We start from the raw sequence: 25,162 nt of genomic DNA on the forward strand, positions 1-25,162 counted from the left end.
GTGTTGGTTCCGACTGCTGTTAAGAATCCGTCAAGAAGCCGTGTGGATCGTGGAGTTGGAGGTTCGACGTCGTACGGCCGTGTCACGAGGCCGAGGGGCGCAGGTGTTCCTCGGCGGGCCGTACGGCGCTACTCCCGTTCAGGGCACTGCCGTTGACCCATGCGCGCCACGGCATGTTCCAGTCGCCCACGCCGTTGGAGAACGGCGTCATCTCCTGGCCGCGTGTGTGCACGGTCCGGGTGATGTCGCCCTCGCCGAGGACGAGGAACAGCCACGCCGCGTCCCGGTCGCTCATCCCGACGCAGCCGTGGCTGACGTCCCGGCGCCCGAACGACGAGGCCGCCCAGGGGGCCGCATGGAGGTACTCGCCGCTGCGGGTGAGGCGGATCGCGTGGCGGACCGGCAGGTCGTACGCCTCGTCGGTGTCGGAGGGGATGCCGATGGTCGTGCTGCGCATCCGCAGGACGGCCTGTTTGTCGAGGACGACCTTGATGCCGGCGCGGGTGCGGTAGCCCTCCTTGCCCGTCGTCACGGGGATGACTCGAAGGGTCGTACCGTCGCGCAGGACGCTCATCCGGTGGGCGGAGGCGTCGATGACGGCCTCCACCCGGGGGCCGGTGGAGAACCTCAGGGGTACTACGGGGGCTACGCGCAGGTGCTCCGTGAGGCGTAGTCCGGCGAGGTCGTCGGCGGTGACGCGGATGTCGGCCCGTGCGGGCCAGTAGGTGCGGGGGCGGTAGTGGAGGGTGGTGGGGTTCAGCCAGTGCCAGGCGCCAGGGGCGGCGGCCGGGGTGGCGGTGACGCTGAGGTGGCTCTCCAGGAGGGCGCGGCTCTCGGGGGGTACGGGGTGGCTGAGGTGGGCGGTGACGATCTGGCCGACGCCGTAGGTGCGGGCTCCCTCCGGGGTACTACGGGTATCCCCGCCGGACGGTCCCAGGGTGACCGTGAGGAGGCCGCTGCGGGCGCGGGAGGTGGTGAACTCCGTGCGGTGGGGGGCGTTGTGGGGCTGGGGGTCGGTGCGGACCTCGGCGACGTAGTGGGTGGCGGCGCGTAGTACGTGGGTGCTGCGCCAGACGCGTGCCGAGGGGTCGAGGTGCCCGGCGACCCGGTGTCCCGCGTCGTCCTTGAGTGTTACGTCCGTGAGGTGACCCTGGCCCCGGAGGGTGACGGTGACGGGGGCGTCCGGGTCGACGGGAGCCGTACGTCCCGGGGAGCGGGGTTCCTGCGGGTGCGGTTCCTGGGAGTGCGTGCCGACCCGTACCTCCGGCTGCGGCGGTGCGGGTTTGCCGTCCGTGGCCGGGGCGTCGGCGTGCGGGTGGTGGAGGGCGACGGTCAGGGCAACGGCCAGTACGGCGGCGGCGGTTGCGGCCGTGCCGTACGTCTTGAGGGCCCTGCCGCCGGGGGTGCTCGGAGTGCTGCTCGGCGCCAACCTGTGCTCCAGCGGGGTGGGGGCGGGTGGGTCGGCTCGCATGTAACCGGCTCATACCTCGGAGCCACCCGTAGGTCTGCGGCGTGTCCCGAGAACCATGGATGATCAGCATCCGATCAGACGAAACGGCGGCCTCCGATCGGGGCGCCCGCACGGGCCGTACGTCGGCGTCGTACGCCTTCAGAGCCACGCGCGGGCCCATCGGCCGTTCCTCCGGGGTGCCCCCATCTCCCCCTGCGGGACCACCGATTGGCCCCCGGCCCCTCCTCCGGGCGCCCGCCAAAAGAACGGGGTGAATCCATGCGCCCATATGACGTCCGCTGCGCGTGCCGCCTCTCCCGCGCCCGCAACCATAATGATCAATACGTTCATGATCATCCGATTTCCCCTGTGCGACGAGCACACCGGCGCCCCGGCTCCCCGGGCCGCCAGCGTCCTGGTCCGGCGGGCGGTCCTGCCGCTGGTCCTGGCGTGCACGGCTCTCTCCACCTGCTGGCCCACCCACGCGGCACCGGCCGCGGCCCCTGCGGACGGGACCGGCAGGAAGGGGCTGGTCCTCCGGGTGATCGTCAACAAGCGGCCCGGCACCGGCGCCGTCGACCCGGGCATCCGGACCGGCCACACCGTGCTCAAGGAGTACCGCCTCACCAACAAGGGCGGCGCCGACCTGCACGACGTACACGTCTACGACCCAGGTATGAAGGGCGCCCGCATCGTCTGCGCGGGCGGTGCGGACAAGGTCCGGCTCCTGCCCGGCCTGACCTCCACGACCTGCACGGCCCAGGGCTCCGCGCAGAAGGGCCGGCGGATCGCGCAGGCCACCGCCTCCGGCCGGATCCCCTCCCTGAACGCGCCGGTCAGAGCCACGGCCCGGTCCGGGTACGCCGGGGTCGGCGGCACCCTCGCGCTCAATCAGCGCGCCACGGTCGCCGCGCCCGCCGGGCCCGACGACCCGGCGCGCGTCACTCTCAAGTACTCCCTCACCAATACTGGCAACCTGCCCGTCCACGGCGTCCGCATCACCGACCGCACCCTGGCCCCCCAGGGGGTGAGCTGCGCGGAGGGTACGTCAGTACTACGCCAGGTGGCGCCCGGCCGGACCGTGCACTGCACCGTCCGGCTGCGTCTCGACCCCGGCAGCCAGGTCAGCGAGGGGTTCGCCGAGGGCAGCGACCGCACCAGCACCCTGGACCACAAGGGCCGGCTGATCGGCGCGCCCATGCTGCGGGCGCACAGTTCGCTGCGGTTCGGGGTGCCGTACGAGCAGAGCGCGGGCGACGTCGTGACGCCGGTGCCGATGCCGCTCGGCGCGCAGACCGACCCAGAGCCCGCCACCGGCGAGGACGAGGCGCCCTCGTCCGGTACGTCCGTGCCGGAGGAGACGTCGGAGAACTCGGCCGCGTTCTCCGCCGGGGCGGCGCAGGGGGTCGTGCCCGGGGAGGTACCCGGCACGGGATACGACGACGTACCCGCCGTAGTCCCTGGGTTCCTGCCCGGCGAGGTACCTGGGGGGTACCTCCCAGGTATCCCCTCCACGCATCCCTCCGGGAGCCAGGTCCCCGGTGAACTCCCCGCGTTCTCGCTGGTCCCGTCCGGGCACCCGAACGATCCCGGGAGCCACCACACCGGTTCCCCGACCTCCAGTACCCCCGGCTCGCACGAGGCCGGCTCCCCGGTGACCGGCTCGCATCCCCCGGCCTCGCACGGCCCGGCCCGTAGTACTCAGGTACCGGACCCGTACGACCTGGGAGCCACCGCCTCCCAGGACCCCGGCAGCGCCACCCCCAAGGGCGCCTCCAGCCTGGGCTGGTTCGGCATTCCCCGGAACACCTTCCTCATCGGCGCGGTCCTGTTGGGGGCGTCGGCAGTGACGGGGGCGGTGTTGTTCCTGCGGCGGCGGAATGGCGGGCCGGACGACATGGCGTTCTGAATTCCGGCGCGATTCCAGGTAGTTCCGGGTGATTTCAGACAGTTCAGCCGTTCCACGTCTCGTCGTAAGGGTCCCTCGGTTCGGCGACCGGGGCCGCGCGGGTCACCTGGATGAAGGGAATGGGGCCGCCGTTCACCGGGTCCGCCCTGCGTTTGGGGGAATAGGTGCCGGTGATCAAAAGCCAGGTGTCCGGCTGGAGGACCGGCGGAATGTTCCCGGTGAGCGCGACTTTCACCGGCTGGGCGTCGGCGGCGCAGCAGCTCAGCGCCATCCGCACGAGATACGGGGTGCCGTCCTTGCCCAGTGCCAGGAATCCGGCGATCTGGATCTCCCGGCCCTTGATGTTCTTGTTGTCGTAGATCGCCCGGCCCGCGTAATCGACGAGCGCCAGCTTCAGCGGGCCGGTGGCGGGGATCTTCCCGTAGACGACGGGTTCCTGGAGCGCTGTTCCGGTGCGGGTGGCGCTGTAGGAACCGAGGGCGGGCGGGGCGACGAGAATCAGGGCGAGAAGGGGGAGGACGAGGAGCCAGGAAATGCGGGGTTCGCGGTGCGCATGGTTTTCCTCGCTCTGTGCCTGTTTCCGTTCGTACCACCACGTCGCCGCCGCCGCGACGATCAGCACCACGCCCGCCGCCAGCAGCAACGGCTGCAACCCGGCCTTGACGTACCGCAGATAGAGGTCCGTGCTCCCCGCGTGCAGCAGAGCCGCGCCGAGGAGGAAGAGCACGGCCGACTGGGCCTGACGATTCACAGCAGCACCGCCCCGGTGAGCACGGACACCACGATGGCGAGGACGAAGGTCGCCGGCGCGAATCGCAGGGCGAAACTCCGGCCGAACGTCCCCGTCTGCATCGCGAACAATTTCAGGTCGATCATCGGCCCGACGACCAGGAAGGCCAGCCGGGCGGTCAAGGAGAACTGCGTCAGGGAAGCGGCGACAAAGGCGTCCGCCTCCGAGCAGATGGAGAGCACGACGGCGAGAACGGCCAGCGCCAGAACGGCGATCACGGGATTGTCGGCGGCGGCCTTCAGCCAGCTTTCCGGCGCCACCGCTTTCAGGGTCGCGGCGGCCATCGCGCCGACCACGAGAAATCCCCCGGCGTGCATGACGTCGTGCCGTACGGCACCCCAGAAAGCGGCGCCCTTGGTGCGCCCCTCATAGGCGGCGTGCGTGGGCGGTTTCAGCAGATCCGTCCGCCCCAGCCGCAACCACAGCCACCCCATCAGGCAGGCGACGACGAGACTGGCGGCGAAACGCGCCACGACCATTTCCGGATTGCGCGGAAAAGCGACCGCGGTGGCCGTCAGCACAATGGGATTGATCGCCGGCGCGGACAGCAGAAAGGCGAGCGCGGCGGCCGGAGTCACGCCTCTGCGCACCAGTGCCCCGGCCACGGGAACGGATGCGCATTCACATCCCGGCAGCGCCACCCCGGCGATCCCGGCGACCGGCACCGCGAGCGCGGGCCGCTTGGGCAGGGCGCGCGCGAAGAACGACGGGGGGATGTACACGGCGATCGCCGCCGAGAGCAGTACCCCCAGTACCAGGAAGGGCAGCGCCTGGACGACGACGGCGACGAACACGGTCGTCCAGCTCTGCATGACCGGGGAGCCCAGCGCGCGCCGGATGGGCGACTGGAACAGCACCATCAGCAGCATGCCGAGGACCAGGACCAGCTGGGAGCTGAGCCGGGGAGGCCGCTCCTCCCTCTTGCGGGCTACCTCTTCAGGACTACCGTCCTTCAGCTCCTGCCCGGTGACGACGGTGGTCATGGCCGGGGCACCTCGGCATTCGTGGATCGCATCTGCTGCCTCCGCTCTCTACGACCCGTACGCCCCCTACATCTCAAGTACGACCGAATCGTCCGCTCCGTTCAGGCGGTCCCGAACGGATCGTTGGTGGAACCACCTGTCTCGATGAGGCAGTCTTCTCCGTCGTGGGGACCGTTCCGAATCAGGCCAGACCGATCGATGTCGAGGCGCACATGGTGGTGTGCGGCGACGACGGTCTCGCGCACCGTCTGGCCGCCGAACTCCGGGGCGTCTACAGCGAGCAGGTGACTCTCGTCGTCCCGCCCGCCCAGCGCACGGTACGCCCTCCCGTGGTGGGCCGGGCCCGCGCGGTCTCGGCTGCGCTGCTCGACCGCGTGGTGAGCGCGGCCGTGAACAGGGCGTCGGGCACCGGCGGTTCGGGCGCGCCGGAGCCGGCTCCCGCCGGGAACGAGCGGACGCTGGAGGCGGCCGAGCCCACCGAGGCGGTCCTCTCCGAGGCGGGCGTGGCCCGCGCGGCGGCCCTCGCGCTGGTCTACGACGATGACGAGACCAACATCCGTGCCGCCCTCACCGCCCGGCGCCTCAACCCGCGCGTGCGCCTCGTACTACGCCTGTACAACCGGAGGCTGGGCCAGCACATCGAGGAACTCCTCGACCAGGCCGCCCTGTTGGCGTCCGGCGAGGAGGACGCCACCGCCGGTACGACGACGGTCCTGTCCGACGCGGACACCGCGGCACCGGCCCTCGCCGCGACCGCGATCGCCGGTACCACCAAGGTCGTTCAGACCGACGGCCTGCTCCTGCGGGCGGTCGAACACCACGGCGAGGGCGCCGCACCCGGCCTCGCCACGCTCGCGCTGCTCTCCTCGGAGACCGACGGGAACATCGAGCAGGGACCCCAACTCCTGCCGGACGCCGAGGAGGTGAGGACGGCGACCGCCGCCTCGCCGGGGCGCGGGACCGTGGTCCTGGAGCAGGTGTCGTACGCCTCCGAGGGCAACCTTTCGACGGGGCGCGGCGCCGGGCTCATCGCGCCGATGGCCTCGCTCTTCTCCCGGCGGCTGCGCTGGTCGCTGGCGGGTGTCGTCACCTGCGTCCTCGCGCTGGCGGTCGCGCTGTGGCTGACGACGGGCATCCATCCGCTGGGCGCCCTGTACCTGACCCTGCTGGACCTCTTCGCCATCAACGACCCTGCCGTGGGCGACCCGTTGGCCCGGCAGATCCTCCAACTCCTGTCCGGGCTCATGGGGTTGCTGCTGCTGCCGGTGCTCCTGGCCGCCGTGCTCGAAGCGTTGGGCACGTTCCGCAGCGCGGGCTCCCTGCGCAAGCCGCCGCGCGGGATGAGCGGGCACGTCGTCCTGCTGGGCCTCGGCAAGATCGGCACCCGGGTGCTGATCCGGCTGCGCGAGCTGGACATCCCGGTGGTGTGCGTGGAGTCCGGGCCCGAGGCGCGGGGGCTCGCGGTGGCCCGGCGGCTGCGGGTACCCGTAGTCCTCGGGGACGTCACCCAGGAGGGGGTCCTGGAGGCGGCGAAGATCCATCGGGCGAACGCCCTGCTGGCGGTCACCAGTTCCGACACGACCAACCTGGAGGCCGTCCTCTACGCCCGCTCCCTGCGCCAGGACCTGAACGCGGTACTACGGCTGTACGACGACGACTTCGCGACCGCCGTCTACCGCACCCTGCGCGCCGCGCACCCCTACGCGCGCACCCGCAGCCGCAGCGTCTCCCATCTGGCGGCCCCCTCCTTCGCCGGGGCGATGATGGGCCGCCAGATCCTGGGCGCGATCTCCGTGGAGCGCCGGGTGCTGCTGTTCTCGGCGCTGGAGGCGGGCGGGCACCCGCAGTTGGAGGGCCGCACGATGGGCGAGGCGTTCCGCTCCGGACATTGGCGGGTGCTGGCCCTCGACACCGGTACGGGGCTGGCCTGGGACCTGCCGGCGGACCGGGTGCTGCGGCCGACGGACCGGGTCATCCTGGCGGCGACCCGGCAGGGGATGGCGGACCTGCTGCGCAGGCACGAGCGAGCTGAAGGGTAGTGCCGCAGGGGTAGTACTCAAGAAGCAGCTCTTGAGTACTACCCCTTGAGAGCTACGCCCTCCCCAGATGCCGCTCTGCGAACTCCAGCTCCAGCCGCACCTGCTTGATCCGCTCGTCCACGACCAGCGAGCCGTGCCCGGCGTCGTACCGGTACACCTCGTGAACAGCCTCCCTCGCCTCCAGCCGCCGGACGTAGTTGTCGACCTGGCGGATCGGGCAGCGCGGGTCGTTGACGCCGGCGGAGATGTAGACCGGCGCCTTCACCTGGTCGACGTACGTCAGCGGCGAGGACGCCTCGTACCTCTCGGGTACCTCCTCCGGGGTACCCCCGAGGAGGGTGCGGTCCATCGCCTTCAGGGCCTCCATCTCGTCGTGGTAGGCCGTGACGTAGTCCGCGACGGGTACCGCGGCGATGCCCAGCGCCCACGCGTCGGGCTGGGTGCCGAGGCCGAGGAGCGTGAGGTAGCCGCCCCAGGAGCCACCCGTCAGCACAAGGCGCGAGGGGTCCGCGAGCCCGGAGGAGACGGCCCACTCGCGGACCGCGGCGATGTCCTCCAGCTCGATCAGGCCGACGCGGTGCTTGAGCGCGTCGGTCCAGGCGCGGCCGTACCCGGTGGAGCCCCGGTAGTTGACGCGGACGACCGCGTACCCGTGGTCGACCCAGGCGGCGGGCGCGGCGGCGAAGGCGTCGCTGTCGTGCCAGGTGGGACCGCCGTGGATGTCGAAGACCGTGGGGAGCGGACCCCGCGCACCGGCCGGCTTCTGGACGAGCGCGTGGATCCGGCCCCCGGGGCCCTCCACCCACACGTCCTCGACCGGGACCGAACCCGGCGACCTCATACCCGGGGGGTCCAGTACTACCCCTCCGGAGGTAGAGCGCACGGCCGGCGGCTGGGCGGCGGAGGACCACAGGTACTCGGCGCTCCCGTCGGGCCGCGCCGAGGCGCCGGAGACGGTACCGGCGGGGGTGGGGATCCGCTCCAGCCCACCCGACGCGAAGTCGTAGCGGAAGAGTTCGCTGCGGGCCTCGTGGCTGTGGGCGATCAGCAGCGAACCCCCGTCGGGGAACCACTCCGCGTTGACGTCGCCCGGCAGGTCGAGGGACAGCTCGGTCTGCCCGCCGGAGACCACGTCCCACACCAGCGGCTCCCAGCGACCGCGCCGCTGATGGCCGATGAGCAGGCGGGTGTCCCCCGCGACGGGCGCGAACCCGAGGACCTCCAGGCCGAGTTCCTCCGCGCCGCCCCGGGTGTCGTCGAGTTCGGCGACCGTCGTGCCGTCGAGGGCGAGCACCCGCAGCGCCGAGTGCATGGCGTCGCCGTGCTCGGTGTGCTCGACGGCGATCAGCGTCCCGTCGTACGACAGGTCGCCGACGCCCGCGGACTCTCGGTGGCGGTAGATCTCACGGGGCGCCTCCCCCTGGAGTACTACGTGGATCGTGGTGCCGTCCTCGTCGGTGGAGCGTCCCACCACGGAGGTACGGCCGTCCCTCCCGAGAGCCAGTCCGGCCGGGTAGGAGGGGTCGAGGCCGGGGGTGGCGGGCTCGTCGGGGCCGCCGGCGAACGGCTGCCGCCGCCAGACGCCGAACTCGTCGCCGTCCTTGTCGTCGAACCACCAGATCCAGGCGCCGTCCGGGGACAGCCTGCCGTCCGTCGTCCCGTTGGCCCGGTCGGTCACCTGCCGCTGCTCGCCGCTCACGCGGTCCCAGGCGTACAGCTCGTACGTCCCGGTCGCGTTCGACGTGAACAGCGAGCGGTCGGGGGCGTCCTCCGCCCAGTCGGGCAGGGAGACCCGCGGCGCCCTGAACCGCTTCTCCCACTCGGGCATGGCCTCAGCGTCACTCATACCTCCATCAAACCTGATGAGGAGGGTCGCGTGGACATCGCTGCACGAGGAGAAGCGCGGCATCCGTCAGAAAGTGCCGGGCCGGTGAAGAAGCGGAGGTGATACCCGGAGGTCCGTCGGAGGTATTAGCGGGGTAGTACCTCGCCCCACCTCACCAACCCGCCGACCGGCCCCGCGCCCACCCCGCCGCCCCCGCCGCCCACCCCGGCGCGTACGGTTGAACGCGTGTACCGGTTTCTGCTGACGCCTCGCTGGTGGGGAATCAACGTCTTCGTGCTGCTGGCCATCCCCTTCTGCGTGTTCATGGGGTCCTGGCAGCTGAGCCGGTTCGAGTCGCGGATGGACGACCACCGCGCGCTCGACAGAGCCGCCGAGACGGGCAAGTCGCAGCCCGCGCGGCCCCTCGGCGAGATGCTGCCGGTGGACAAGGCGACCGTGGGCAAGCGGGTCACCGTCACCGGGCACTACGGGGAGCAACTCCTCGTACCCGGACGGGAGATCGAGCAGCGGACCGGGTACTACGTCCTCACGCTGCTGCGGACCGACTCCGGTAAGGCCCTGCCCGTCGTCCGCGGCTGGCTCCCCGGCAGGGCGGACGCCGCGAAGGCTCCGGCCGCGCCGGGCGGCGAGGTCAGCGTGACCGGCGCGCTCCAGGCGTCCGAGACACCCGGGGACAACGGGGTCAGTGCGCGCGGAGGCCTGCCGGCCGGTCAGATCGGCGCGATCAGCACCGCCTCGCTGGTCAACCTCGTGCCGTACGACCTGTACGACGCGTGGGTGACGCTCGACAGCGCCGACCCCGGGATGACGACCGTGCCCGCCGAGGCGCCCGCCAACACCGGGCTCGACCTCAAGGCGTTCCAGAACCTCGGCTACACCGGCGAGTGGTTCGTCTTCGCCGGGTTCGTGGTGTTCATGTGGTTCCGGCTGCTGCGGCGCGAGGTGGAGGCCGCGCGGGACGCGGAGCTGGGGCTGATCACCGAGGACGGCGACGGCGGCAAGGATGCCGAGGGTTCTGAAGCTAGCCCCTCAGTACTAACCCGCTAATACCTCAGAGCCAGCTCCCCCTCACACCGGCCCCCCGCAGGCCGACCCCGCTCAGACTCCCCCCACCCCACCCTCACGACGACGCCAGCACACCCGTCCGGTAGATCGTCCCCGCACACGCGTCCGGCACAGTAGCCGTCACCGACGGTGACCCCGCATCGGCCGTATAGGTCACCGACACACTGCCCTCGGCAGTCGTGACCGCGTCCTCCCGCACCAACTGCGGACTCGTACCCGTAGTACCGCTACTGGTACTGGTCGTCTGCTCGGAGGGCGACGGCGAGGGCGACGGGGAGGACCCCGTGTCCCCACCCGTAGTACTCCCGCCGGTGGTCCCCCCGTCCGAGGGGCACGAGCCCGACGGCACCCACGCGAACTTCACGTCGTACGCGGACCCCGGCGCCAGCGCCAGCTTCGTGACGTACAGGGAGGGGTCCGGCAGAGCGGCGGCCACATCCCCGGCCGCATGCTCGGTGACACCGACCTTCGTGGCATCGGCAGCCCCCTGCACCGCAGGGGACAGCGCGACGGCCCCGGCGACCGTACAGCTCGTGGTGGACACGTTGACGACGCGGAACGTGCCGTACACCACGCCCGTCGAGTCCGGCCCGTCCACCGTCGCGGTCGCCGACCCCAGCTGGTCGGCGGTACAGGAAGGCGCGGCCGGACCGGCCGACGCGGAGGGCCCCGTACCGCTGGAGGCGTCCGCCCCCGGGGTCGGCTTGCCGGCGCCCGTCCCCTTGGACTCCCCTGACCCCGTACCCGTAGTACCTCCGGTGGACTCGCCGACCTTCCCGGCGGACCCCCCGTCGGGGTTCTTGCCCCCACCCGTGGAGCCACCGGTCTGGGACGCCTGCCCCGCGACGGCGGGGTTCGCGGTCTCGCCGACGCCGGAGACGGTCATCAGCGCGGGAACGGCGACCCCCGCGAACAGGGCCGCGGCGGCCACCCCCACGATCGCCTGCCGCTTGCGGGCCTTGCGCGCGGGGACCGCCCGGCGCAGGTGGTCGAGCGAGCCGTCGCGCGGCGCCATCTCGTCCACCGCCCGGTGCAGCATGCGGCGCAGCTCCAGCTCGTCCGAGTCGAGCCCGTCCGGGCCCTGGTCGTCGAGGTGGTGGTTCACAGTCCTGTTCCCAGCGTCTGGTTGGTTCGGTTCGGTCCCGTACGACGGCGGCGGTCCGCCCGTGTCGTACGGGGGGTGGCTACCCCCCAGGTAGTCCCCCCGTCCCTCCAGAGGGGTACCGTCCCGGTCCGGTTCCCCGCTCACGCCGACGCCTCCATCGCCGTCCGCAGCGCCGCGATGCCGCGCGAGCCGTACGCCTTGACGGAGCCGAGGGAGATGCCGAGGGTCTCGGCGACCTGGGCCTCGGTCATGTCGGCGAAGTAGCGCAGGACCAGGACCTCGCGCTGGCGGCGCTGGAGGCCCTTCATCGCCTTGATCAGGGAGTCGCGCTCCAGCTGGTCGTAGGCGCCCTCCTCCGCGCTGGCCATGTCCGGCATCGGCTTGGAGAGGAGCTTCAGGCCGAGGATGCGGCGGCGCAGGGCGGAGCGGGAGAGGTTGACGACGGTCTGGCGCAGGTAGGCCAGCGTCTTCTCGGGGTCGCGGACGCGTTTGCGCGCCGAGTGGACGCGGATGAACGCCTCCTGGACGACGTCCTCGCAGGAGGCGGTGTCGTCGAGGAGGAGGGCGGCGAGGCCCAGGAGGGAGCGGTAGTGCGCCTGGTAGGTCTCGGTGAGGTGGTCGACTGTCGTACCGGCGGCCACGGTGTCGTCGGCGTCGGCACGCGGGCCGGGGATGCGGGTGGGCCGCGTCGCTGGCACGGGCGCGATCACCGGCAGGCCGCCGGGCGCCCCGGCGACGCGGGGGCGGGCGGTCCGGCGGGGCGGGCGCAGTGTCGCGCCGCGGGTCGCCGCTGTGAAGTCGAGTACCTCTGCCACGCCAGTTGGACACCCGTACCCCGGGCGAGGTTGTACGTGTCGGCCGTCTCTTTTCCGCACGGCATCGCCTGAATCGTTTCTCCACCGGCGCTCGCGCCGGTCCCGCCGGGTCGCGCGGCCGGCCGTCTGCCGGCCCGCGCCCCCTGGTCTACCCTCATACGTCCCGCTCTTCCCCTATGTTCCCTATGTCCCATAGGAAGTGTCCCCATACGAAACGGGCGTCCCCACGCCCGTCCACAGGCTTCCGACAGCTACAGCCCGTGGTCACACGCCTGCGCACCCGGAGAGGGTGACCGCAAAGACGCTCCCCGTGCGCCGCTCGGTTGCGGTGCGCGGGGAGAAAAATCTTCGGACGCCGACCGGCCCGGGGACAAGGCGGCGCGACCGTCTTCCGGCTCACAGTTCTGACGTGGATCCTACAAAGCCGTCCGGCTCTGGCCAGCGGCTTTTCACTTCGGCGCCCACTCCGCCGCGATCAGCTCCGCGATCTGCGCGGTGTTGAGGGCCGCGCCCTTGCGGAGGTTGTCGCCGCAGACGAAGAGTTCGAGCGCGGTCGGGTCGTCGAGGGCGCGTCGTACCCGTCCCACCCAGGTGGGATCCGTGCCGACCACGTCCGCCGGGGTGGGGAACTCGCCCGCGGCGGGGTCGTCGAACAGCACGACGCCCGGCGCGGTCGCGAGGATCTCGCGCGCACCGGCGACCGTGACCTCGTCCTGGAAGCGGGCGTGCACGGTCAGCGAGTGGGTGGTGACGACGGGGACGCGTACGCAGGTGACGGCGACCGGCAGCTTCGGCAGCCCGAGGATCTTGCGGGACTCGTCCCGTACCTTGCGCTCCTCGGAGGACCAGCCGTCCTCGGTGAGCGACCCGGCCCACGGGACGACGTTCAGCGCGATCGGCGCCGCGAACGGCCCGGTGTCGTCCCCCACCACCCGGCGTACATCTCCAGGGGTAGTACCCAGGTCTCCCCCTACCCCGGAGCTACCCACGACCTGCGCCAGTTGCCGGCGCAGCGTCTCGACGCCCTCCCGGCCCGCCCCGCTGACCGCCTGGTACGACGAGACCACCAGCTCCCGCAGCCCGAACTCGGCGTGCAGCGCGCCGAGGGCGACGATCATCGACAGGGTCGTGCAGTTCGGGTTGGAGACGATGCCGCGCGGGCGGACCCGGACGGCGTGCGGGTTCACCTCGGGTACTACGAGGGGTACGTCGGGCTCCATCCGGAAGGCGCCGGAGTTGTCGACGACGACCGCGCCCTTCGCGACCGCGACCGGCGCCCAGCGCGCGGCGACCTCGTCGGGGACGTCGAACATCGCGACGTCGACCCCGTCGAACGCCTCCTCCGAAAGAGCGACGACCTCGACCTCCTCGCCGCGCACGGTCAGCTTGCGGCCGGCCGAGCGCGGGGAGGCGACGAGGCGGATCTCACCCCAGACGTCGGCGCGCTGGGAGAGGATCGTGAGCATGACCGAGCCGACGGCCCCGGTCGCTCCCACGACCGCGAGCGTCGGTCGTACGGTCATCGGGCGAAGCCCCCGCTCATCGTCCGGTGCCGCCGTAGACGACGGCCTCGTCGCTGTCGGAGTCGAGTCCGAACGCCGAGTGGACGGCGCGGACGGCCTCGTTCACGTCATCCGCGCGGGTGACGACCGAGATACGGATCTCGGATGTCGAGATCAGCTCGATGTTCACGCCCGCGTCGGACAGCGCGGTGAAGAAGTCCGCCGTGACCCCCGGATTCGTCTTCATCCCGGCGCCGACCAGGGAGATCTTGCCGATCTGGTCGTCGTAGCGCAGGGATTCGAAGCCGATTCCGGAGCGGTTCTTCTCCAGCGCGTCGATCGCCTTGCGGCCCTCGGACTTGGGGAGCGTGAAGGAGATGTCCGTCAGGCCGGTCGAGGCGGCGGAGACGTTCTGCACGATCATGTCGATGTTGATCTCGGCATTCGAGATCGTCCGGAAGATCGCCGCGGCCTCGCCCGGCTTGTCCGGCACACCGACGACCGTGATCTTGGCCTCGGAGGTGTCGTGCGCGACACCGGAGATGATGGCCTGCTCCACCTGCTGGTCCCCTTGCTGTGTCTTCGAAACGGGCCGCTCGCTGCTGACCCAGGTCCCCTGCAAGCCGCTGAAGCTGGAGCGGACGTGGATCGGGATGTCATACCTGCGGGCGTACTCCACACACCGATGGAGCAATACCTTGGAGCCAGAGGACGCCAGCTCCAGCATGTCCTGGAAGTGGATCCAGTCGATCTTCTGAGCCTTCTTCACCACCCGCGGGTCGGCGGTGAACACGCCGTCGACGTCGGTGTAGATCTCGCAGACCTCGGCCTTGAGCGCGGCGGCGAGGGCGACGGCCGTGGTGTCGGAGCCACCCCGGCCGAGCGTGGTGATGTCCTTCTTGTCCTGGCTGACGCCCTGGAATCCGGCGACGATCGCGATGTTGCCCCGGTCGAGGGACTCGCTGATCCGGCCGGGCGTGACGTCGATGATCCGGGCTTTGTTGTGGACGGAGTCGGTGATGACGCCTGCCTGGCTGCCGGTGAAGGACTGGGCCTCGTGGCCCAGGTTCTTGATCGCCATCGCCAGCAGGGCCATGGAGATCCGCTCTCCGGCGGTCAGCAGCATGTCGAACTCACGCCCGGCGGGCATCGGAGACACCTGCTCGGCGAGATCGATCAGCTCGTCCGTCGTGTCGCCCATCGCGGAAACGACGACGACCACTTGATGGCCGTTCTTCTTCGCTTCCACTACCCGCTTGGCGACGCGCTTGATGCCCTCGGCATCGGCTACGGATGAGCCTCCGTACTTCTGCACGACAAGGCCCACGTGCGCTCCTCGCTCAGTTAGTCGATTGCACCGGTCAGTCTAACGAGCGTCCGAATTCCCCCTCCGGGGTATCGCATGGTGAGATGTCCGACACCCGTTCCCGACGCTCTTTCCGGTCTAGTACGTGAGAGCTAGTACCCAGGTCGTACGGGTTACGCGCGTGATTGCTGTGAATTAAGTTTCAAGCACTAGGGTGCCGCTGTGCGCGTACTTCTGGTGGAAGACGACGAGCCCGTGGCGGAATCCCTGCGGCGCGGGCTGAAGCGGTACGGCTTCGAGGTGGACTGGGTGATGACCGGGGCCGCCGCCCTTGCTCACGCCGACCCCCACGACGTCGTCCTCCTCGACCTCGGGCTGCCCGACACCGACGGACTCGACGTCTGCAAGGCGCTGCGCGCCCGCAGCGACGTGCCGATCATCGTCATCAGCGCCCGCAGCGACGAGACGGACCGGGTCGTCGGGCTCGAACTCGGCGCCGACGACTACGTCTCCAAGCCGTTCGGGGTGCGGGAGGTCATCGCGCGGATAAGGGCCGTCATGCGGCGGGTCCAGCCGCGTACGCCCGCCGAGGCGGGGCCCGACCGGTACGGCCCCGGCCTCACCGTCGACCGCAAGGCCGCGCGGGTCCGGCTCAACGGGGAGGAGGTGTCGCTGGCTCCCAAGGAGTACGACCTGCTCGCCTTCCTCACCGAGGAGCCGGGGGCGCTGATGACCCGGGAGCAGATCATGGAAGCCGTCTGGGACGCGAACTGGTTCGGGCCGACGAAGACGCTGGACGTCCATGTGGCGGCGCTGCGAAGGAAGTTGGCGGGAGCCATCACCATTGAGGCGGTACGCGGGGTGGGATTCCGGCTGGAGATCGTCGGTACTACCCCGGGGGATACCTCCGTATGATCCGCCAGCTCATCCTCAGCTACGCGCTCCTCGTCGCCGGTGCGATCGGCCTGTTCACCTTCCCCGTCGCCTTCACCCTCACCAACCAGCTCCGGGACGACACCGAGGTGTCCGTGAAGCGGGAGGCGACGACGATGGCGGTGCTGCTCAGCAACGGGGACCCGGCGTCCTGCCAGGCGCTGACCCAGCTCGCGCGCGCGTACGCCAAGGCGACGAAGGACGACATCCAGGTCACGGCGACCGCCGACTGCGCGGCCCCGCTGCCCCGCCCGCAGGCCGGCCAGGCCCTGGAGCGTGCGCTGGGCCAGGGCAAGGACACCACCGACTGGGGGTCCGACTTCATCTGGGGCGACGAACTGACGATCACCGTCCCCGCGAAGTCGGGCGACGAGACCGTCGGCGCCGTACGGATCGTCTACTCGACGCACGGCATGACCAACCGGCTGTGGAACATCTGGGGTTTCCGGGCCGGACTCGCCGCCGCCGTCCTCGGTGTGGCTGCCGTGATCGGCGCCGTGGTGGCCCGCCGGCTCACCCGGCCGCTCCGCCAACTCAACGACATGGCGACCAAGTTCAGCGACGGCGACCTGACGGCCCGTACCCCTGAGACGGGCCCTCAGGAGACCCGGACGCTCGCCCGCACCCTGAACCAGGCGGGCGAGCGGCTCGACACGCTGATCGCCTCGCAGCGCATCTTCGTCGCGGACGCCTCGCACCAACTCCGCACGCCACTCACGGCGTTGAGGCTGTCGCTCGACAACATCGCCGACGGCGTCGACGACGAATTCGTCCGCGAGGACGTCGAGCAGGCGACCGCGGAAGTCGTCCGCATGAGCCGCCTGGTCAGCGGTCTGCTGGTGCTCGCGCGGGCCGAGGCGAAGGTAACTGCCGCGGAACCGCTGCCACTTGCCGAGACCGTGAACGAACGGCTCGCGGTGTGGAGGCCGGCCGCCGACGAGCGAGGAGTCACCATCGCTCTCGTGGGGGGAAGTGTCGACGACCGGCCGCTCGTGTTGGCCGCTCCCGGTCACCTGGACCAGGTGCTGGACAACGTGCTCTCCAACGCCCTGGAGGTCTCGCCGGACGGTGGCACCATCACCGTCAAGTGGGGCACCGCCCGCTGGGATTCGGGCCAGCGGACGGTGGTCCTGTCGGTCCTGGACGAGGGACCGGGCATGTCGGACCAGGAGAAGTCGAGGGCGTTCGACCGCTTCTGGCGGGGCCAGGGGCTCACCGGCCGGGGCGGTTCGGGGCTCGGCCTCGCCGTCGTCAAGCAGCTGGTGACGGACGACGGCGGCACGGTGGCCCTGAACGACGCTCCCGGTGGTGGCCTCTGCGTCTCGATCAGCCTTCGGGCATCTTCGAGGAGTGGTGGTTGACGATCTTCCAGTCGCCGTCCCGCTGCTTCTCGTACTCGTAGGAGTAGCGGGCCTTGACGACGCTCTTCACGCCCGTCTTCGGGTCGGTGAGCGTGAACTGGTAAATCCCGGTGTCGATCGCGGAGTTGTTGTCGAGCACGGTCACGATCGTCGTGAGCTTCTTGCCGACGGGCTTGTTGGCGAGGAAGTGCTCGAAGTAGTCGACGATGCCGGCGTGGTCGGTGCGGATCTTGTTCGACACGGTCGGCAGCAGGACCGCGTTGTCCGCGTAGAGGTCGGCGACCTTCTCCGCATTCCCGGTCTTCAGCGTGGCGTTCCAGGTGTTGAACAGGCCGGCTATCTGGGTCTTCGTCGCCCTCTTGGACTGGGGCTTGTGCTCGGGGCCGGCGAAGCTGACACCGGCGCCGACGGTCCCGGCGACGACGAGCGAGGCCGTACCGATCACGAGGGCTCTCTTGCTGAGGGGGCGAGGACGGCGACGGTTCATCACAACTCCAGTACGTCTGGGGCTAGTTCGCTTCCTTCCGGTTCTCCTGTGGAGGAAGTGACTCCAGACTCCCGTTTCACCGGTTAGCGCCCGTGCAGCCGTCGTACAGGAGAGATCCAGGACCTCTCCAAAACTCGTTTTCCCGCACGTCGGGGAGCTGTACGGTCACCGCATGGATGTTCTGCGCTACGTGGCGTTCGGTACCGGTCCCACCGGGGGCAACCCCGCCGGAGTGGTCCTCGACGCGACCGGGATGGACGACGCGGCGATGCTGGCCGTCGCCGCCGAAGTCGGTTACTCCGAGACGGCGTTCGCGGTTCCGTCGGACGACGGGGCCCTGGACGTGCGGTACTTCAGCCCGCTCGCCGAGGTGCCGTTCTGCGGTCACGCGACGATCGCGCTGGCCGTCGCGCACGCGGACCGGCACGGGACGGGGCCGCTGCGGCTGCGGACCAAGGCGGGGCCGGTTTCCGTCAACACCTCGGTGGACGAGGGGGGTTCGACCGTGGCGACGCTGGTGAGCGTGGAGCCGCGCACCGTCGCGCTGGCGCCGGACGACCTCTCCGAGGTGCTCTCGGCGCTGCGCTGGAAGGCCGGCGACCTCGACCCCGCGCTACCGCCGCGCGTGGCGTACGGCGGTGCCTGGCACCCCGTCATCGCGGTTGCCGAACGGGGTCGACTCGCCGATCTGGACTACGACATGGGCGCGCTCGGCGACCTCATGGAGCGCCGCTCGTGGACCACCGTCGCGCTGGTCTGGCGGGAGTCGGAGACCGTGTTCCACGCGCGGAATCCCTTTCCGCCGGGGGGAGTTGTCGAGGATCCGGCGACCGGTGCGGCGGCGGCTGCCTTCGGGGGGTATCTCCGGGAGCTCGAACTCGTCGGCACGCCCGCGACGTTGACGATCCATCAGGGGGTGGACATGGGGCGGCCCAGCAGGCTCACGGTGACGGTTCCCCGGGAGCTGGACAGCGGGATCGGGGTGACGGGGACGGCGGTCTCCGTCTGAGCGCGTCGAGGGGTGGCGTGTTCGAGGGGTGGGCGCGTCCGGTCGCGTCCGGTCGCGTCCACCCCTCGCTGTCCCTCTGGAGTACCCCCGGTACCCCCTACTTCTGGGCCTTCAGCCCCAGCGGCTGCGCGATCTCCTCGGTCATCACGCGGCCCGCCTCGATCTCCAGGGTCTCGTCGCCCACGGCCTGGTCGGTGTCGAGGCCGTCCAGTTCGGCGAGGGGCTGGTCGAGGCGGATGTGCGCGAGGACGGAGTGCAGGGCGCGCAGGGTCGCCGAGGCCGTCGTACCCCAGTTGGAGAAGTACGAGAACTGCCACCACCACAGCGCCTCGGTCGTACGGCCCGCGCGGTAGTGGGCCATGCCGTGGCGCAGGTCGGTGATGACGTCGGCGAGGTCGTCGGAGATGCGGGCCGGGACCGGGGCCTTGCGGGGCTCGTACGGGTCGAAGACCTCGGAGTAGACGTCGACCGGCTCAAGCAGGCGGGCGAGGTTCTCACGGAGTTCGTCCGCGTCGGGGTCCGGGCCCGTGTCGGGCTCGTACCGCTCGTCCGGGACGATGTCCTCGTGGGCGCCCAACCTGCCGCCGGCCAGCAGGAGTTGGCTGACCTCCAGGAGCAGGAACGGGACCGCGGAACCGGGTTCGTCGCCCTTGGCGACCTCGGTGACCGCGACCAGGAAGCTCTCCACCTGGTCGGCGATCTGGACCGCGAAGTCGTCCGGATCCCGGCCGGTCGCGTGCAGCGTTGCGTCGGGCATCGTGACGTCAGACATCTAGGAGTCGTCTCCCCTCGAAGGCGCGGCCGAGGGTCACCTCGTCCGCGTATTCCAGGTCGCCACCCACCGGGAGGCCGCTGGCCAGGCGGGTGACCTTCAGGCCCATGGGCTTGATCATGCGGGCGAGGTACGTCGCTGTCGCCTCACCCTCAAGGTTGGGGTCGGTCGCGAGGATGAGCTCGGTGACCGTGCCGTCCGCGAGGCGCGCGAGGAGTTCCCTGATCCTCAGGTCGTCGGGTCCTACGCCCTCGATGGGGCTGATCGCGCCGCCCAGGACGTGGTACCTGCCGCGGAACTCCCGGGTGCGCTCGACCGCGACGACGTCCTTCGGCTCCTCGACGACGCAGATCACCGAGGGGTCGCGGCGGGGGTCGCGGCAGATGCCGCACAGCTCTTCCTGCGCGACGTTTCCGCAGGTCGCGCAGAAGCGGACCTTCGCCTTGACCTCCAGCAGGGCGTGCGCGAGGCGGCGTACGTCCGTCGGTTCCGCCTGGAGGATGTGGAAGGCGATCCGCTGCGCGCTCTTGGGACCGACGCCGGGCAGCCGACCCAGCTCGTCGATGAGGTCCTGGACCACGCCTTCGTACAACGGACTGCCGTCCTTCCTGGGGTTCCTTCAGTGCGTACGGTAGTTGCCGGGTACCCCTCCCAGAAAGGCGACCGGCGTGAACAGACCGGCCGAGCCCGGGAAAGTAGTCCCCGGGTAGTACCTGGGTAGGGGGTGGAGACAGGGGGTGGGCGGGTCGGGTCAGAAGGGGAGGCCCGGGATTCCGCCGCCGCCCAGGCCCTGGGCCAGCGGGCCGAGCTTCTGCTGCTGGAGGGTCTGCGCGTTCTCGTTGGCCGCCTGGACGGCCGCGACGATCAGGTCCGCGAGGGTCTCCGTGTCCTCCGGGTCCACGGCCTTCGGGTCGATGTGCAGGGCGCGCAGCTCGCCGGAACCGGTGACCGTGGCCTTCACGAGGCCGCCGCCGGCCTGGCCGTCGACCTCCGTGTTCGCCAGTTCCTCCTGGGCGGCCTGGAGATCCTGCTGCATCTTCTGGGCCTGCTGGAGCAACTGCTGCATGTTGGGCTGGCCACCACCGGGAAACACCATCGGCTCCTGTGTCGTGCGACGTCTCGGGGCGGGGGGTTTCCCGCTCGGCACGAGCCTACGTGGTCTGTGCGGACGCTGCCCCGGCACTCTTTCGAGTGAGTCTCCTCCACGGCCTATACCTGATCAAGGCCCACTTCCGGGCGTAAAACCGGCGAAACCTTCCTCTTCGCCACCCATTGGGAGGTAGGAAGGGTCAGACGCACGGACAACGGGCGTTCACGGCGCACACGGGTGCCGTCCGGCGGTATACGGCGACACGGCCGCGCCGGGGGCCACCTCGCGGGCGCCGGCTTCGGCCGGTGTCCGAGGGACGGGTCCTGGGGCTCGGCCTCGTGGCAGCGGGCCCCGTACGTGCCGGGTGTGTCGGTCAGGCAGTGGGAACGGGGTTCAGGAGGGAGTGCCGGGTGGGTCAGCAGCCGGAGATGCAGCCCGAGGGTCCGCCTCAGGACGGACGGGACGAGGGCGCGGCCGGGCTGCGGCCGGGCGATCTGACCGGGCGGACGTTCCCGCACGGCGACTGGGGTGAGCCCGCCGTGCGGCTCGACGAGCTGTACCGGTGGGTGGAGCGGGGGGCGCTGGAGACGGCCGCCTGGTACCTCGCCGACCGCGGGTGGAAGCGGCGCGGCGCGCGCGCCCTGCGGGGTACGGCGGCGGGGTCCGCGGTGGTCGGTGCCGCGCTGCCGCTGCTCGACCTGACCGGCCTGCTGCCCGGCGCGTCCACCTGGGGGTACCTCGCCCTGCTGATCGCCGTCTCCTGCGTCGCCGCGGACCGGTCCTTCGGGCTGACCTCGGGGTGGATGCGGGACGTCGCCACCGCGCAGGCCGTCCAGCGGCGGCTCCAGGTGCTCCAGTTCGACTGGGCCTCGGAGAGCGTCCGCGAGGTGCTCGGCCCGGCCGAGGGGACCGCCGGCGAGGCGGCCGAACGGTGCCTGGGCGTGCTGCGCCGGTTCTCGGAGGACGTCACGGACCTGATCCGTACGGAGACGGCGGACTGGATGATCGAGTTCCGTACGGCGTCCACGTCGCTGGCGCTCCAGACGACCGCGCCCTCCGTGCCCCGCCAGGACGTGCCCGGTCCGCACCTGGGGCGGTTCTCGCCGCCGCCGGTGAACGGGACCCGGCCGAACATGCCGAGGCAGAGGCCGCCGGAGCCGCGGTGAGGTGAGGGGGCGGGGGCGTGGCTCTCGGGTACTACACGGGGACTACCGCGCCTGCATCCCCGTACCCGAACCCCGTCGTCGTACCTCCGTCGTCATACCCCCCGCCGGCAGGTACAGGGTCGCCTCCGCGCCGCCCTCCGGGGGGTTGCGGAAGACCAGGCGGGCGCCGAGGAGGCGGGTCTGGCCCGCGGCGATGCTGAGGCCGAGGCCCGTGCCGGGGGAGGTGCGGGCCGTGCGGAAGCGCTGCGGGCCGGAGGTGGTGAGGACGGCGAGCGTGTCGAGCGGGAAGCCGGGGCCGTGGTCGCGGACGCGCAGAAAGGGTCCGCCCGGGCCCCGGTCGGCGGTGACCGTCACGGGTGCCGCGCCGTGCCGCAGCGCGTTGGTGACGAGGTTGGTGAGGATACGTTCCACCCGGCGCGGGTCGGTCTCCACGAGCAGGTCCGAGACGATGCGCACCCCGACCCCTTCGAGCCCGGCGACCGCGCGCCGCGCCATCGCGCTGACCTGCCGGTGCTCGGTCTCGACGACCGCGACCTGCGCGTCGAGCCGCGCGATCTCCAGGACGTCCTCGACGAGCCCGTGCAGCTTGCGGACCCCGCCCGCGACGAGGTCGGCGGCCGGTCCGGGCGGCAGCAGCCCGGCGGCGGTGACCATGACGGAGACCGGCGTACGCAGCTCGTGCGCGATGTCGGCGGTGACGCGCTGCTCGGCCTCCAGGCGGGCGCCGAGCGCGTCGGCCATGGCGTTCATGGACTCGGCGAGCCGGGTGATCTCGTCCCGCCCGCGCGGGCGGACGCGGGCGTCGAGGTCGCCGTGGGCGATACGTTCCGCCGTCCGGGCGGCGGCCGTGGCCCGGCGGCCCATCCGTACGCCGAGGGCGAGGCCGAGCAGCGCCACGGCGCCGGTCGCGGCGACGCCGGCGGTGGCGAGCGTGCGGTCGAGGTCGGCGAGCGCGTCCGCCTCGTGGCCGTAGGGGCGTGACAGCGCGAGGACGGTCCGGTCGGAGACCCGGGTCGCCGCCCACAGCTCGGGGTGGCTACCACTGCGGAGGTAGGTCGCCCGTACCCCCGTGGTAATCAGCCGGGTGAGGGGCGCGGGCAGGTCGGGCGGGTCGATGCGGGCGTCGGTCTCGCGGCCGGCGGCGTGGTCGTAGGCGGCGGCGACCAGCTGGCGGTCCAGGTCGGCGCGGGCTGTGGTGAGCTGGTCGGCGGCGGTGATGCGGTGGACCAGCACGCCGACGGCGCTCGCGACGCAGACGGCTGCCGCGGCGACGGCCAGCGCGACCTTCGTACCGATGTTCATGGCGTTCCTCTTGGGTCCCCTGGGCCCCTGGTTCTCAGGTCTCCCGGTCCCCTGGTCCCCTGGTCCTCAGGTCGTAGAGCCGTAGTACTTCAGGGGCGCAGCTTGTAGCCGAAGCCGCGGACCGTCTCGATGCGGTCGTGGCCGATCTTGGTGCGCAGGCGGCGGATGTGGACGTCGACGACGCGGGTGTCGCCGGTCCAGGCGTAGTCCCAGACCCTCTCCAGGAGGAGGTCGCGGGTGAGGACCGTCCCCGGGGAGGAGGTGAACTCCTGGAGGAGGCGCAGTTCCGTGGTGGTGAGGGAGAGGGGCTCGCCGGAGCGGTACGCGGTGAGGGAGACGGGGCAGAAGTCGAGGTCGCCGAAGGTGAGGCGGGCGGTGCGGGGGGCCGCGGGGGCGGCGCGGCGCAGGAGGCAGCGGATGCGGGCGGCGAGGACCACGCCGTCGAAGGGTTTCGTGACGTAGTCGTCGGCGCCGGCCTCCAGGCCCATCACCACGTCGACGGGGTCGTTGCGGGCGGAGATCAGCAGGACGGGTACGCGGGACTCGTCGCGGATGCGGCCGGCCAGGCTGACCCCGTTCAGGCCGGGCAGCATGATGTCCAGGACGGCCACGTCGGGGCGGTGCTCGCGGAAGAGGGCGAGGCCGGTGGCGCCGTCGGCGGCGGTCCGTACGGCGTACCCACTGGACTCCAGGGCGAGGCGGGTCGCCTCCCGGACCATCGTGTCGTCCTCGACCAGCAGGACCTCGTGCATGGCTGTACTCCTGAGGTAGGGGGGTAGGGGGCCTCTCCTTCGTGGCCCTCGGGGGCTACGGGTACTACGCGCCTGCGCGCCCTCACGCCTTGGGCACCCTGAGTCGTACGGGTCCTACGTCCATGGCCCAGTCGGGGGCGGGCGGGTGGTCCGGGGTGAGGACGGCGTGGCTGTAGTACGCGGCGTACTCGCGTTTGACCAGGCCGGTGAGGACGAGGCCGGCCGGGAAGGAGGGGGGATCGCCGTGGGGGCAGCCGGAGACGCAGGCGAAGTCGACGACGAGGCCGGTCGCGACGGCGCGGGACGTGCCCCAGCCGCGCCACTTCAGGCCGTACAGGGTGGTGGTGTCGGTGAGGTCCACGACGCCGGGGCTCTGCCGGGGGATCGAGCGCGCGTCGTCGACGTAGGCCGGACCGGTCCAGGGGATCGCGGTCGGTGCCGGGCCCTCGGCCCGCGCGCCGCCGGAGACCGTGCCGCACCCCGTGAGCCCGAGGACGAGCAGCGCCGCCAGCGCGGGTATGTCGTACCGCATACCGCTCTCCTCTCCGCACCTCCGGTGGTCTGGACCACCTTTACAGGAAGAGCACCACTTTGACCCGATCCGGGTAAACGGACCATGTCCTTACATTAAGGATCGGGCAAAGCGTGGAAACGCTCCCATATTCCGGTAACGGTCGGCCGTCATTTCCGACCACCGGCTGTGATCCGGCCGCCGGACCACTGTCATGCCCGGCTGGTTCCTTGTGCCGCACCGGGGCCGTCGGCCTCGGGTAACCGGAACGAATCGAGGAACACCAGGTGTCGACCTCCCCTGCCCCGGTGTCCGCGCCCGACGCGGAACGCCGCAAGAAGCCCCGGCTGCGTGGCCGCCGGGCCCTGACCGTCGCGGGTGTCCTGCTCGCCCTCGTCGGCGGCGCGGCCGGTACGGCGATCGCGCAGCCGCCGCCCGGCGCCTGCCGCCAGTGGTGCAACAACCCGCCCGGCGGCACCCCGGTCATCACCAACCAGCAGTGGGACGACGCCGAACGGGCCGCCGACTTCTGGGCGAACCACCAGGTCGATCCCCATCTCACCTGGGGCGTGGGCCGGTTGAACCACGCGGACCAGCACGGCTGGCCCGGCCAGGCGGAGGGCGGGCGCTGGTTCGACTTCTGGGACAGCACCGCGCAGGCCTGGCGGGACATCTACTACGGCGGTCGCTACAACGACCGCGGCGGCGACCTCGCCTCGTTCGAGCAGCAGGCCCGCCACGAACCGTCGTCCCGCGCCTTCTCGACGGGCAACGGGCGTACGGCTCCTTACGTCGAGTACGACATCGACGAGCACACCTCGACGCGTTCGCAGGACCGCGGACTGCGCCGCATCATCCGCAACCCGCTGACCGGGAACGTGTTCGCGACCTGGGACCACTACCAGACGTTCGCCTGGCTGGGTAAGTACTGACAGCCGCTCACCGGGGGTGCGGCTGCCTGCCGCACCC

The 25,162-nt window shown here is 71.3% G+C and carries 23 protein-coding genes; 8 read left to right on the top strand and 15 right to left on the bottom strand.

The genetic code is table 11. The annotated features are described in order from the left end of the window. Window positions 1–82 precede the first annotated feature (82 nt). Window positions 83–1,471, bottom strand: a complete 1,389-nt coding sequence (locus J8M50_RS00355) for a L,D-transpeptidase (protein ID WP_010350876.1) — start codon at window positions 1,469–1,471, stop codon at window positions 83–85. Between the two features lie 328 nt (window positions 1,472–1,799). Between J8M50_RS00355 and J8M50_RS00360 the strand changes: the two genes are divergently transcribed. Then, a complete protein-coding gene (locus J8M50_RS00360; protein ID WP_010350875.1) occupies window positions 1,800–3,359 on the top strand; it encodes a hypothetical protein in 1,560 nt (519 codons plus the stop codon). A gap of 43 nt (window positions 3,360–3,402) precedes the next feature. Here J8M50_RS00360 and J8M50_RS00365 read toward each other — a convergent pair whose 3' ends face one another. Beyond that, window positions 3,403–4,110: a TIGR03943 family putative permease subunit gene (locus J8M50_RS00365; protein WP_029183443.1), complete on the bottom strand. Its 708-nt coding sequence runs from the start codon at window positions 4,108–4,110 to the stop codon at window positions 3,403–3,405. After that, on the bottom strand, window positions 4,107–5,132 hold the full coding sequence (locus tag J8M50_RS00370; RefSeq protein WP_010350872.1) for a permease: 1,026 nt from the start codon (window positions 5,130–5,132) through the stop codon (window positions 4,107–4,109). The genes J8M50_RS00365 and J8M50_RS00370 overlap by 4 nt, the downstream gene beginning before the upstream one ends. Before the next feature lie 212 nt (window positions 5,133–5,344). Here J8M50_RS00370 and J8M50_RS00375 point away from each other — a divergent pair, with 212 nt between their 5' ends. Further along, on the top strand, window positions 5,345–7,171 hold the full coding sequence (locus tag J8M50_RS00375; protein ID WP_040835436.1) for an NAD(P)-binding protein: 1,827 nt from the start codon (window positions 5,345–5,347) through the stop codon (window positions 7,169–7,171). Window positions 7,172–7,223: 52 nt separating this feature from the next. Here J8M50_RS00375 and J8M50_RS00380 read toward each other — a convergent pair whose 3' ends face one another. After that, entirely contained in the window at window positions 7,224–9,017 is a 1,794-nt protein-coding gene (locus J8M50_RS00380; RefSeq protein ID WP_029183442.1) for a S9 family peptidase, read from the bottom strand. A 225-nt stretch (window positions 9,018–9,242) separates the two neighbouring features. Here J8M50_RS00380 and J8M50_RS00385 point away from each other — a divergent pair, with 225 nt between their 5' ends. Next, window positions 9,243–10,064, top strand: coding sequence for an SURF1 family protein (locus tag J8M50_RS00385; protein WP_010350869.1), 822 nt, complete (start codon window positions 9,243–9,245; stop codon window positions 10,062–10,064). Between the two features lie 73 nt (window positions 10,065–10,137). On the opposite strand, the gene J8M50_RS00390 is transcribed toward J8M50_RS00385, so the two are convergent. The 4 genes from J8M50_RS00390 to J8M50_RS00405 all read right to left on the bottom strand — a co-directional run bounded on the left by J8M50_RS00390 (window position 10,138) and on the right by J8M50_RS00405 (window position 14,831). Further along, window positions 10,138–11,187 carry a hypothetical protein gene (locus tag J8M50_RS00390; protein ID WP_010350868.1) on the bottom strand — a complete coding sequence of 350 codons (1,050 nt, stop codon included), beginning with the start codon at window positions 11,185–11,187 and terminating at the stop codon, window positions 10,138–10,140. A gap of 140 nt (window positions 11,188–11,327) precedes the next feature. Further along, complete coding sequence (locus J8M50_RS00395; protein WP_010350867.1) at window positions 11,328–12,002, bottom strand: SigE family RNA polymerase sigma factor; 675 nt, start codon at window positions 12,000–12,002, stop codon at window positions 11,328–11,330. A gap of 449 nt (window positions 12,003–12,451) precedes the next feature. Next, window positions 12,452–13,525 (bottom strand): aspartate-semialdehyde dehydrogenase, encoded by a 1,074-nt coding sequence (locus J8M50_RS00400; RefSeq protein WP_010350866.1) that lies wholly within the window; start codon window positions 13,523–13,525, stop codon window positions 12,452–12,454. 16 nt (window positions 13,526–13,541) lie between these two features. Beyond that, on the bottom strand, window positions 13,542–14,831 hold the full coding sequence (locus J8M50_RS00405) for an aspartate kinase (RefSeq protein ID WP_010350865.1): 1,290 nt from the start codon (window positions 14,829–14,831) through the stop codon (window positions 13,542–13,544). A 201-nt stretch (window positions 14,832–15,032) separates the two neighbouring features. Between J8M50_RS00405 and J8M50_RS00410 the strand changes: the two genes are divergently transcribed. Next, on the top strand, window positions 15,033–15,725 hold the full coding sequence (locus J8M50_RS00410) for a response regulator transcription factor (RefSeq protein ID WP_010350864.1): 693 nt from the start codon (window positions 15,033–15,035) through the stop codon (window positions 15,723–15,725). Beyond that, window positions 15,722–17,104 (top strand): HAMP domain-containing sensor histidine kinase, encoded by a 1,383-nt coding sequence (locus J8M50_RS00415; protein WP_010350863.1) that lies wholly within the window; start codon window positions 15,722–15,724, stop codon window positions 17,102–17,104. The genes J8M50_RS00410 and J8M50_RS00415 overlap by 4 nt, the downstream gene beginning before the upstream one ends. Here the strand turns inward: J8M50_RS00415 and J8M50_RS00420 are convergent. Then, on the bottom strand, window positions 17,070–17,591 hold the full coding sequence (locus J8M50_RS00420; RefSeq protein ID WP_029183440.1) for an SgcJ/EcaC family oxidoreductase: 522 nt from the start codon (window positions 17,589–17,591) through the stop codon (window positions 17,070–17,072). The two genes, J8M50_RS00415 and J8M50_RS00420, sit on opposite strands and share 35 nt — an antisense overlap. 172 nt (window positions 17,592–17,763) lie before the next feature. Here J8M50_RS00420 and J8M50_RS00425 point away from each other — a divergent pair, with 172 nt between their 5' ends. After that, complete coding sequence (locus J8M50_RS00425) at window positions 17,764–18,600, top strand: PhzF family phenazine biosynthesis protein (protein WP_010350860.1); 837 nt, start codon at window positions 17,764–17,766, stop codon at window positions 18,598–18,600. Between the two features lie 97 nt (window positions 18,601–18,697). On the opposite strand, the gene J8M50_RS00430 is transcribed toward J8M50_RS00425, so the two are convergent. From J8M50_RS00430 to J8M50_RS00440, 3 genes are all read right to left on the bottom strand, one after another. After that, a complete protein-coding gene (locus J8M50_RS00430) occupies window positions 18,698–19,357 on the bottom strand; it encodes a DUF5063 domain-containing protein (protein WP_010350859.1) in 660 nt (219 codons plus the stop codon). Between the two features lie 7 nt (window positions 19,358–19,364). Next, on the bottom strand, window positions 19,365–19,964 hold the full coding sequence (recR, locus tag J8M50_RS00435; RefSeq protein ID WP_010350858.1) for a recombination mediator RecR: 600 nt from the start codon (window positions 19,962–19,964) through the stop codon (window positions 19,365–19,367). Window positions 19,965–20,123: 159 nt separating this feature from the next. Beyond that, window positions 20,124–20,465 (bottom strand): YbaB/EbfC family nucleoid-associated protein, encoded by a 342-nt coding sequence (locus J8M50_RS00440; protein ID WP_029183439.1) that lies wholly within the window; start codon window positions 20,463–20,465, stop codon window positions 20,124–20,126. A 425-nt stretch (window positions 20,466–20,890) separates the two neighbouring features. Here J8M50_RS00440 and J8M50_RS00445 point away from each other — a divergent pair, with 425 nt between their 5' ends. Continuing rightward, on the top strand, window positions 20,891–21,628 hold the full coding sequence (locus tag J8M50_RS00445) for an SLATT domain-containing protein (RefSeq protein ID WP_263303568.1): 738 nt from the start codon (window positions 20,891–20,893) through the stop codon (window positions 21,626–21,628). Between the two features lie 42 nt (window positions 21,629–21,670). Here J8M50_RS00445 and J8M50_RS00450 read toward each other — a convergent pair whose 3' ends face one another. The 3 genes from J8M50_RS00450 to J8M50_RS00460 form a co-directional block, all read right to left on the bottom strand. Continuing rightward, window positions 21,671–22,930, bottom strand: a complete 1,260-nt coding sequence (locus J8M50_RS00450) for an ATP-binding protein (RefSeq protein ID WP_010350855.1) — start codon at window positions 22,928–22,930, stop codon at window positions 21,671–21,673. Between the two features lie 89 nt (window positions 22,931–23,019). Beyond that, window positions 23,020–23,682: a response regulator transcription factor gene (locus tag J8M50_RS00455; RefSeq protein ID WP_010350854.1), complete on the bottom strand. Its 663-nt coding sequence runs from the start codon at window positions 23,680–23,682 to the stop codon at window positions 23,020–23,022. Window positions 23,683–23,764: 82 nt separating this feature from the next. Further along, the gene (locus J8M50_RS00460) at window positions 23,765–24,214 is read right to left on the bottom strand and encodes a hypothetical protein (RefSeq protein ID WP_010350853.1); all 450 of its coding nucleotides are present in this window, start codon (window positions 24,212–24,214) and stop codon (window positions 23,765–23,767) included. 266 nt (window positions 24,215–24,480) lie between these two features. On the opposite strand from J8M50_RS00460, the gene J8M50_RS49610 reads away from it, so the two are divergent. After that, window positions 24,481–25,125 carry a ribonuclease domain-containing protein gene (locus J8M50_RS49610; RefSeq protein ID WP_010350852.1) on the top strand — a complete coding sequence of 215 codons (645 nt, stop codon included), beginning with the start codon at window positions 24,481–24,483 and terminating at the stop codon, window positions 25,123–25,125. Window positions 25,126–25,162: the final 37 nt, after the last annotated feature.

The sequence above is a fragment of the Streptomyces acidiscabies genome (assembly GCF_020010905.1).
GTDB lineage: Bacteria > Actinomycetota > Actinomycetes > Streptomycetales > Streptomycetaceae > Streptomyces > Streptomyces acidiscabies.

Bases quoted from the DNA above. Each gene is read 5' to 3' on its own strand.
- J8M50_RS00355 (WP_010350876.1), bottom strand. From the start codon at position 1,471: ATGCGAGCCGACCCACCCGCCCCCACCCCGCTGGAGCACAGGTTGGCG.
- J8M50_RS00370 (WP_010350872.1), bottom strand. From the start codon at position 5,132: ATGACCACCGTCGTCACCGGGCAGGAGCTGAAGGACGGTAGTCCTGAA.
- J8M50_RS00420 (WP_029183440.1), bottom strand. From the start codon at position 17,591: ATGAACCGTCGCCGTCCTCGCCCCCTCAGCAAGAGAGCCCTCGTGATC.
- J8M50_RS00455 (WP_010350854.1), bottom strand. From the start codon at position 23,682: ATGCACGAGGTCCTGCTGGTCGAGGACGACACGATGGTCCGGGAGGCG.
- J8M50_RS00415 (WP_010350863.1), top strand. From the start codon at position 15,722: ATGATCCGCCAGCTCATCCTCAGCTACGCGCTCCTCGTCGCCGGTGCG.
- J8M50_RS00400 (WP_010350866.1), bottom strand. From the start codon at position 13,525: ATGACCGTACGACCGACGCTCGCGGTCGTGGGAGCGACCGGGGCCGTC.
- J8M50_RS00445 (WP_263303568.1), top strand. From the start codon at position 20,891: ATGCAGCCCGAGGGTCCGCCTCAGGACGGACGGGACGAGGGCGCGGCC.
- J8M50_RS00375 (WP_040835436.1), top strand. From the start codon at position 5,345: ATGGTGGTGTGCGGCGACGACGGTCTCGCGCACCGTCTGGCCGCCGAA.
- J8M50_RS00460 (WP_010350853.1), bottom strand. From the start codon at position 24,214: ATGCGGTACGACATACCCGCGCTGGCGGCGCTGCTCGTCCTCGGGCTC.
- J8M50_RS00430 (WP_010350859.1), bottom strand. From the start codon at position 19,357: ATGCCCGACGCAACGCTGCACGCGACCGGCCGGGATCCGGACGACTTC.
- J8M50_RS00425 (WP_010350860.1), top strand. From the start codon at position 17,764: ATGGATGTTCTGCGCTACGTGGCGTTCGGTACCGGTCCCACCGGGGGC.
- J8M50_RS00380 (WP_029183442.1), bottom strand. From the start codon at position 9,017: ATGAGTGACGCTGAGGCCATGCCCGAGTGGGAGAAGCGGTTCAGGGCG.
- J8M50_RS00450 (WP_010350855.1), bottom strand. From the start codon at position 22,930: ATGAACATCGGTACGAAGGTCGCGCTGGCCGTCGCCGCGGCAGCCGTC.
- J8M50_RS00360 (WP_010350875.1), top strand. From the start codon at position 1,800: ATGATCATCCGATTTCCCCTGTGCGACGAGCACACCGGCGCCCCGGCT.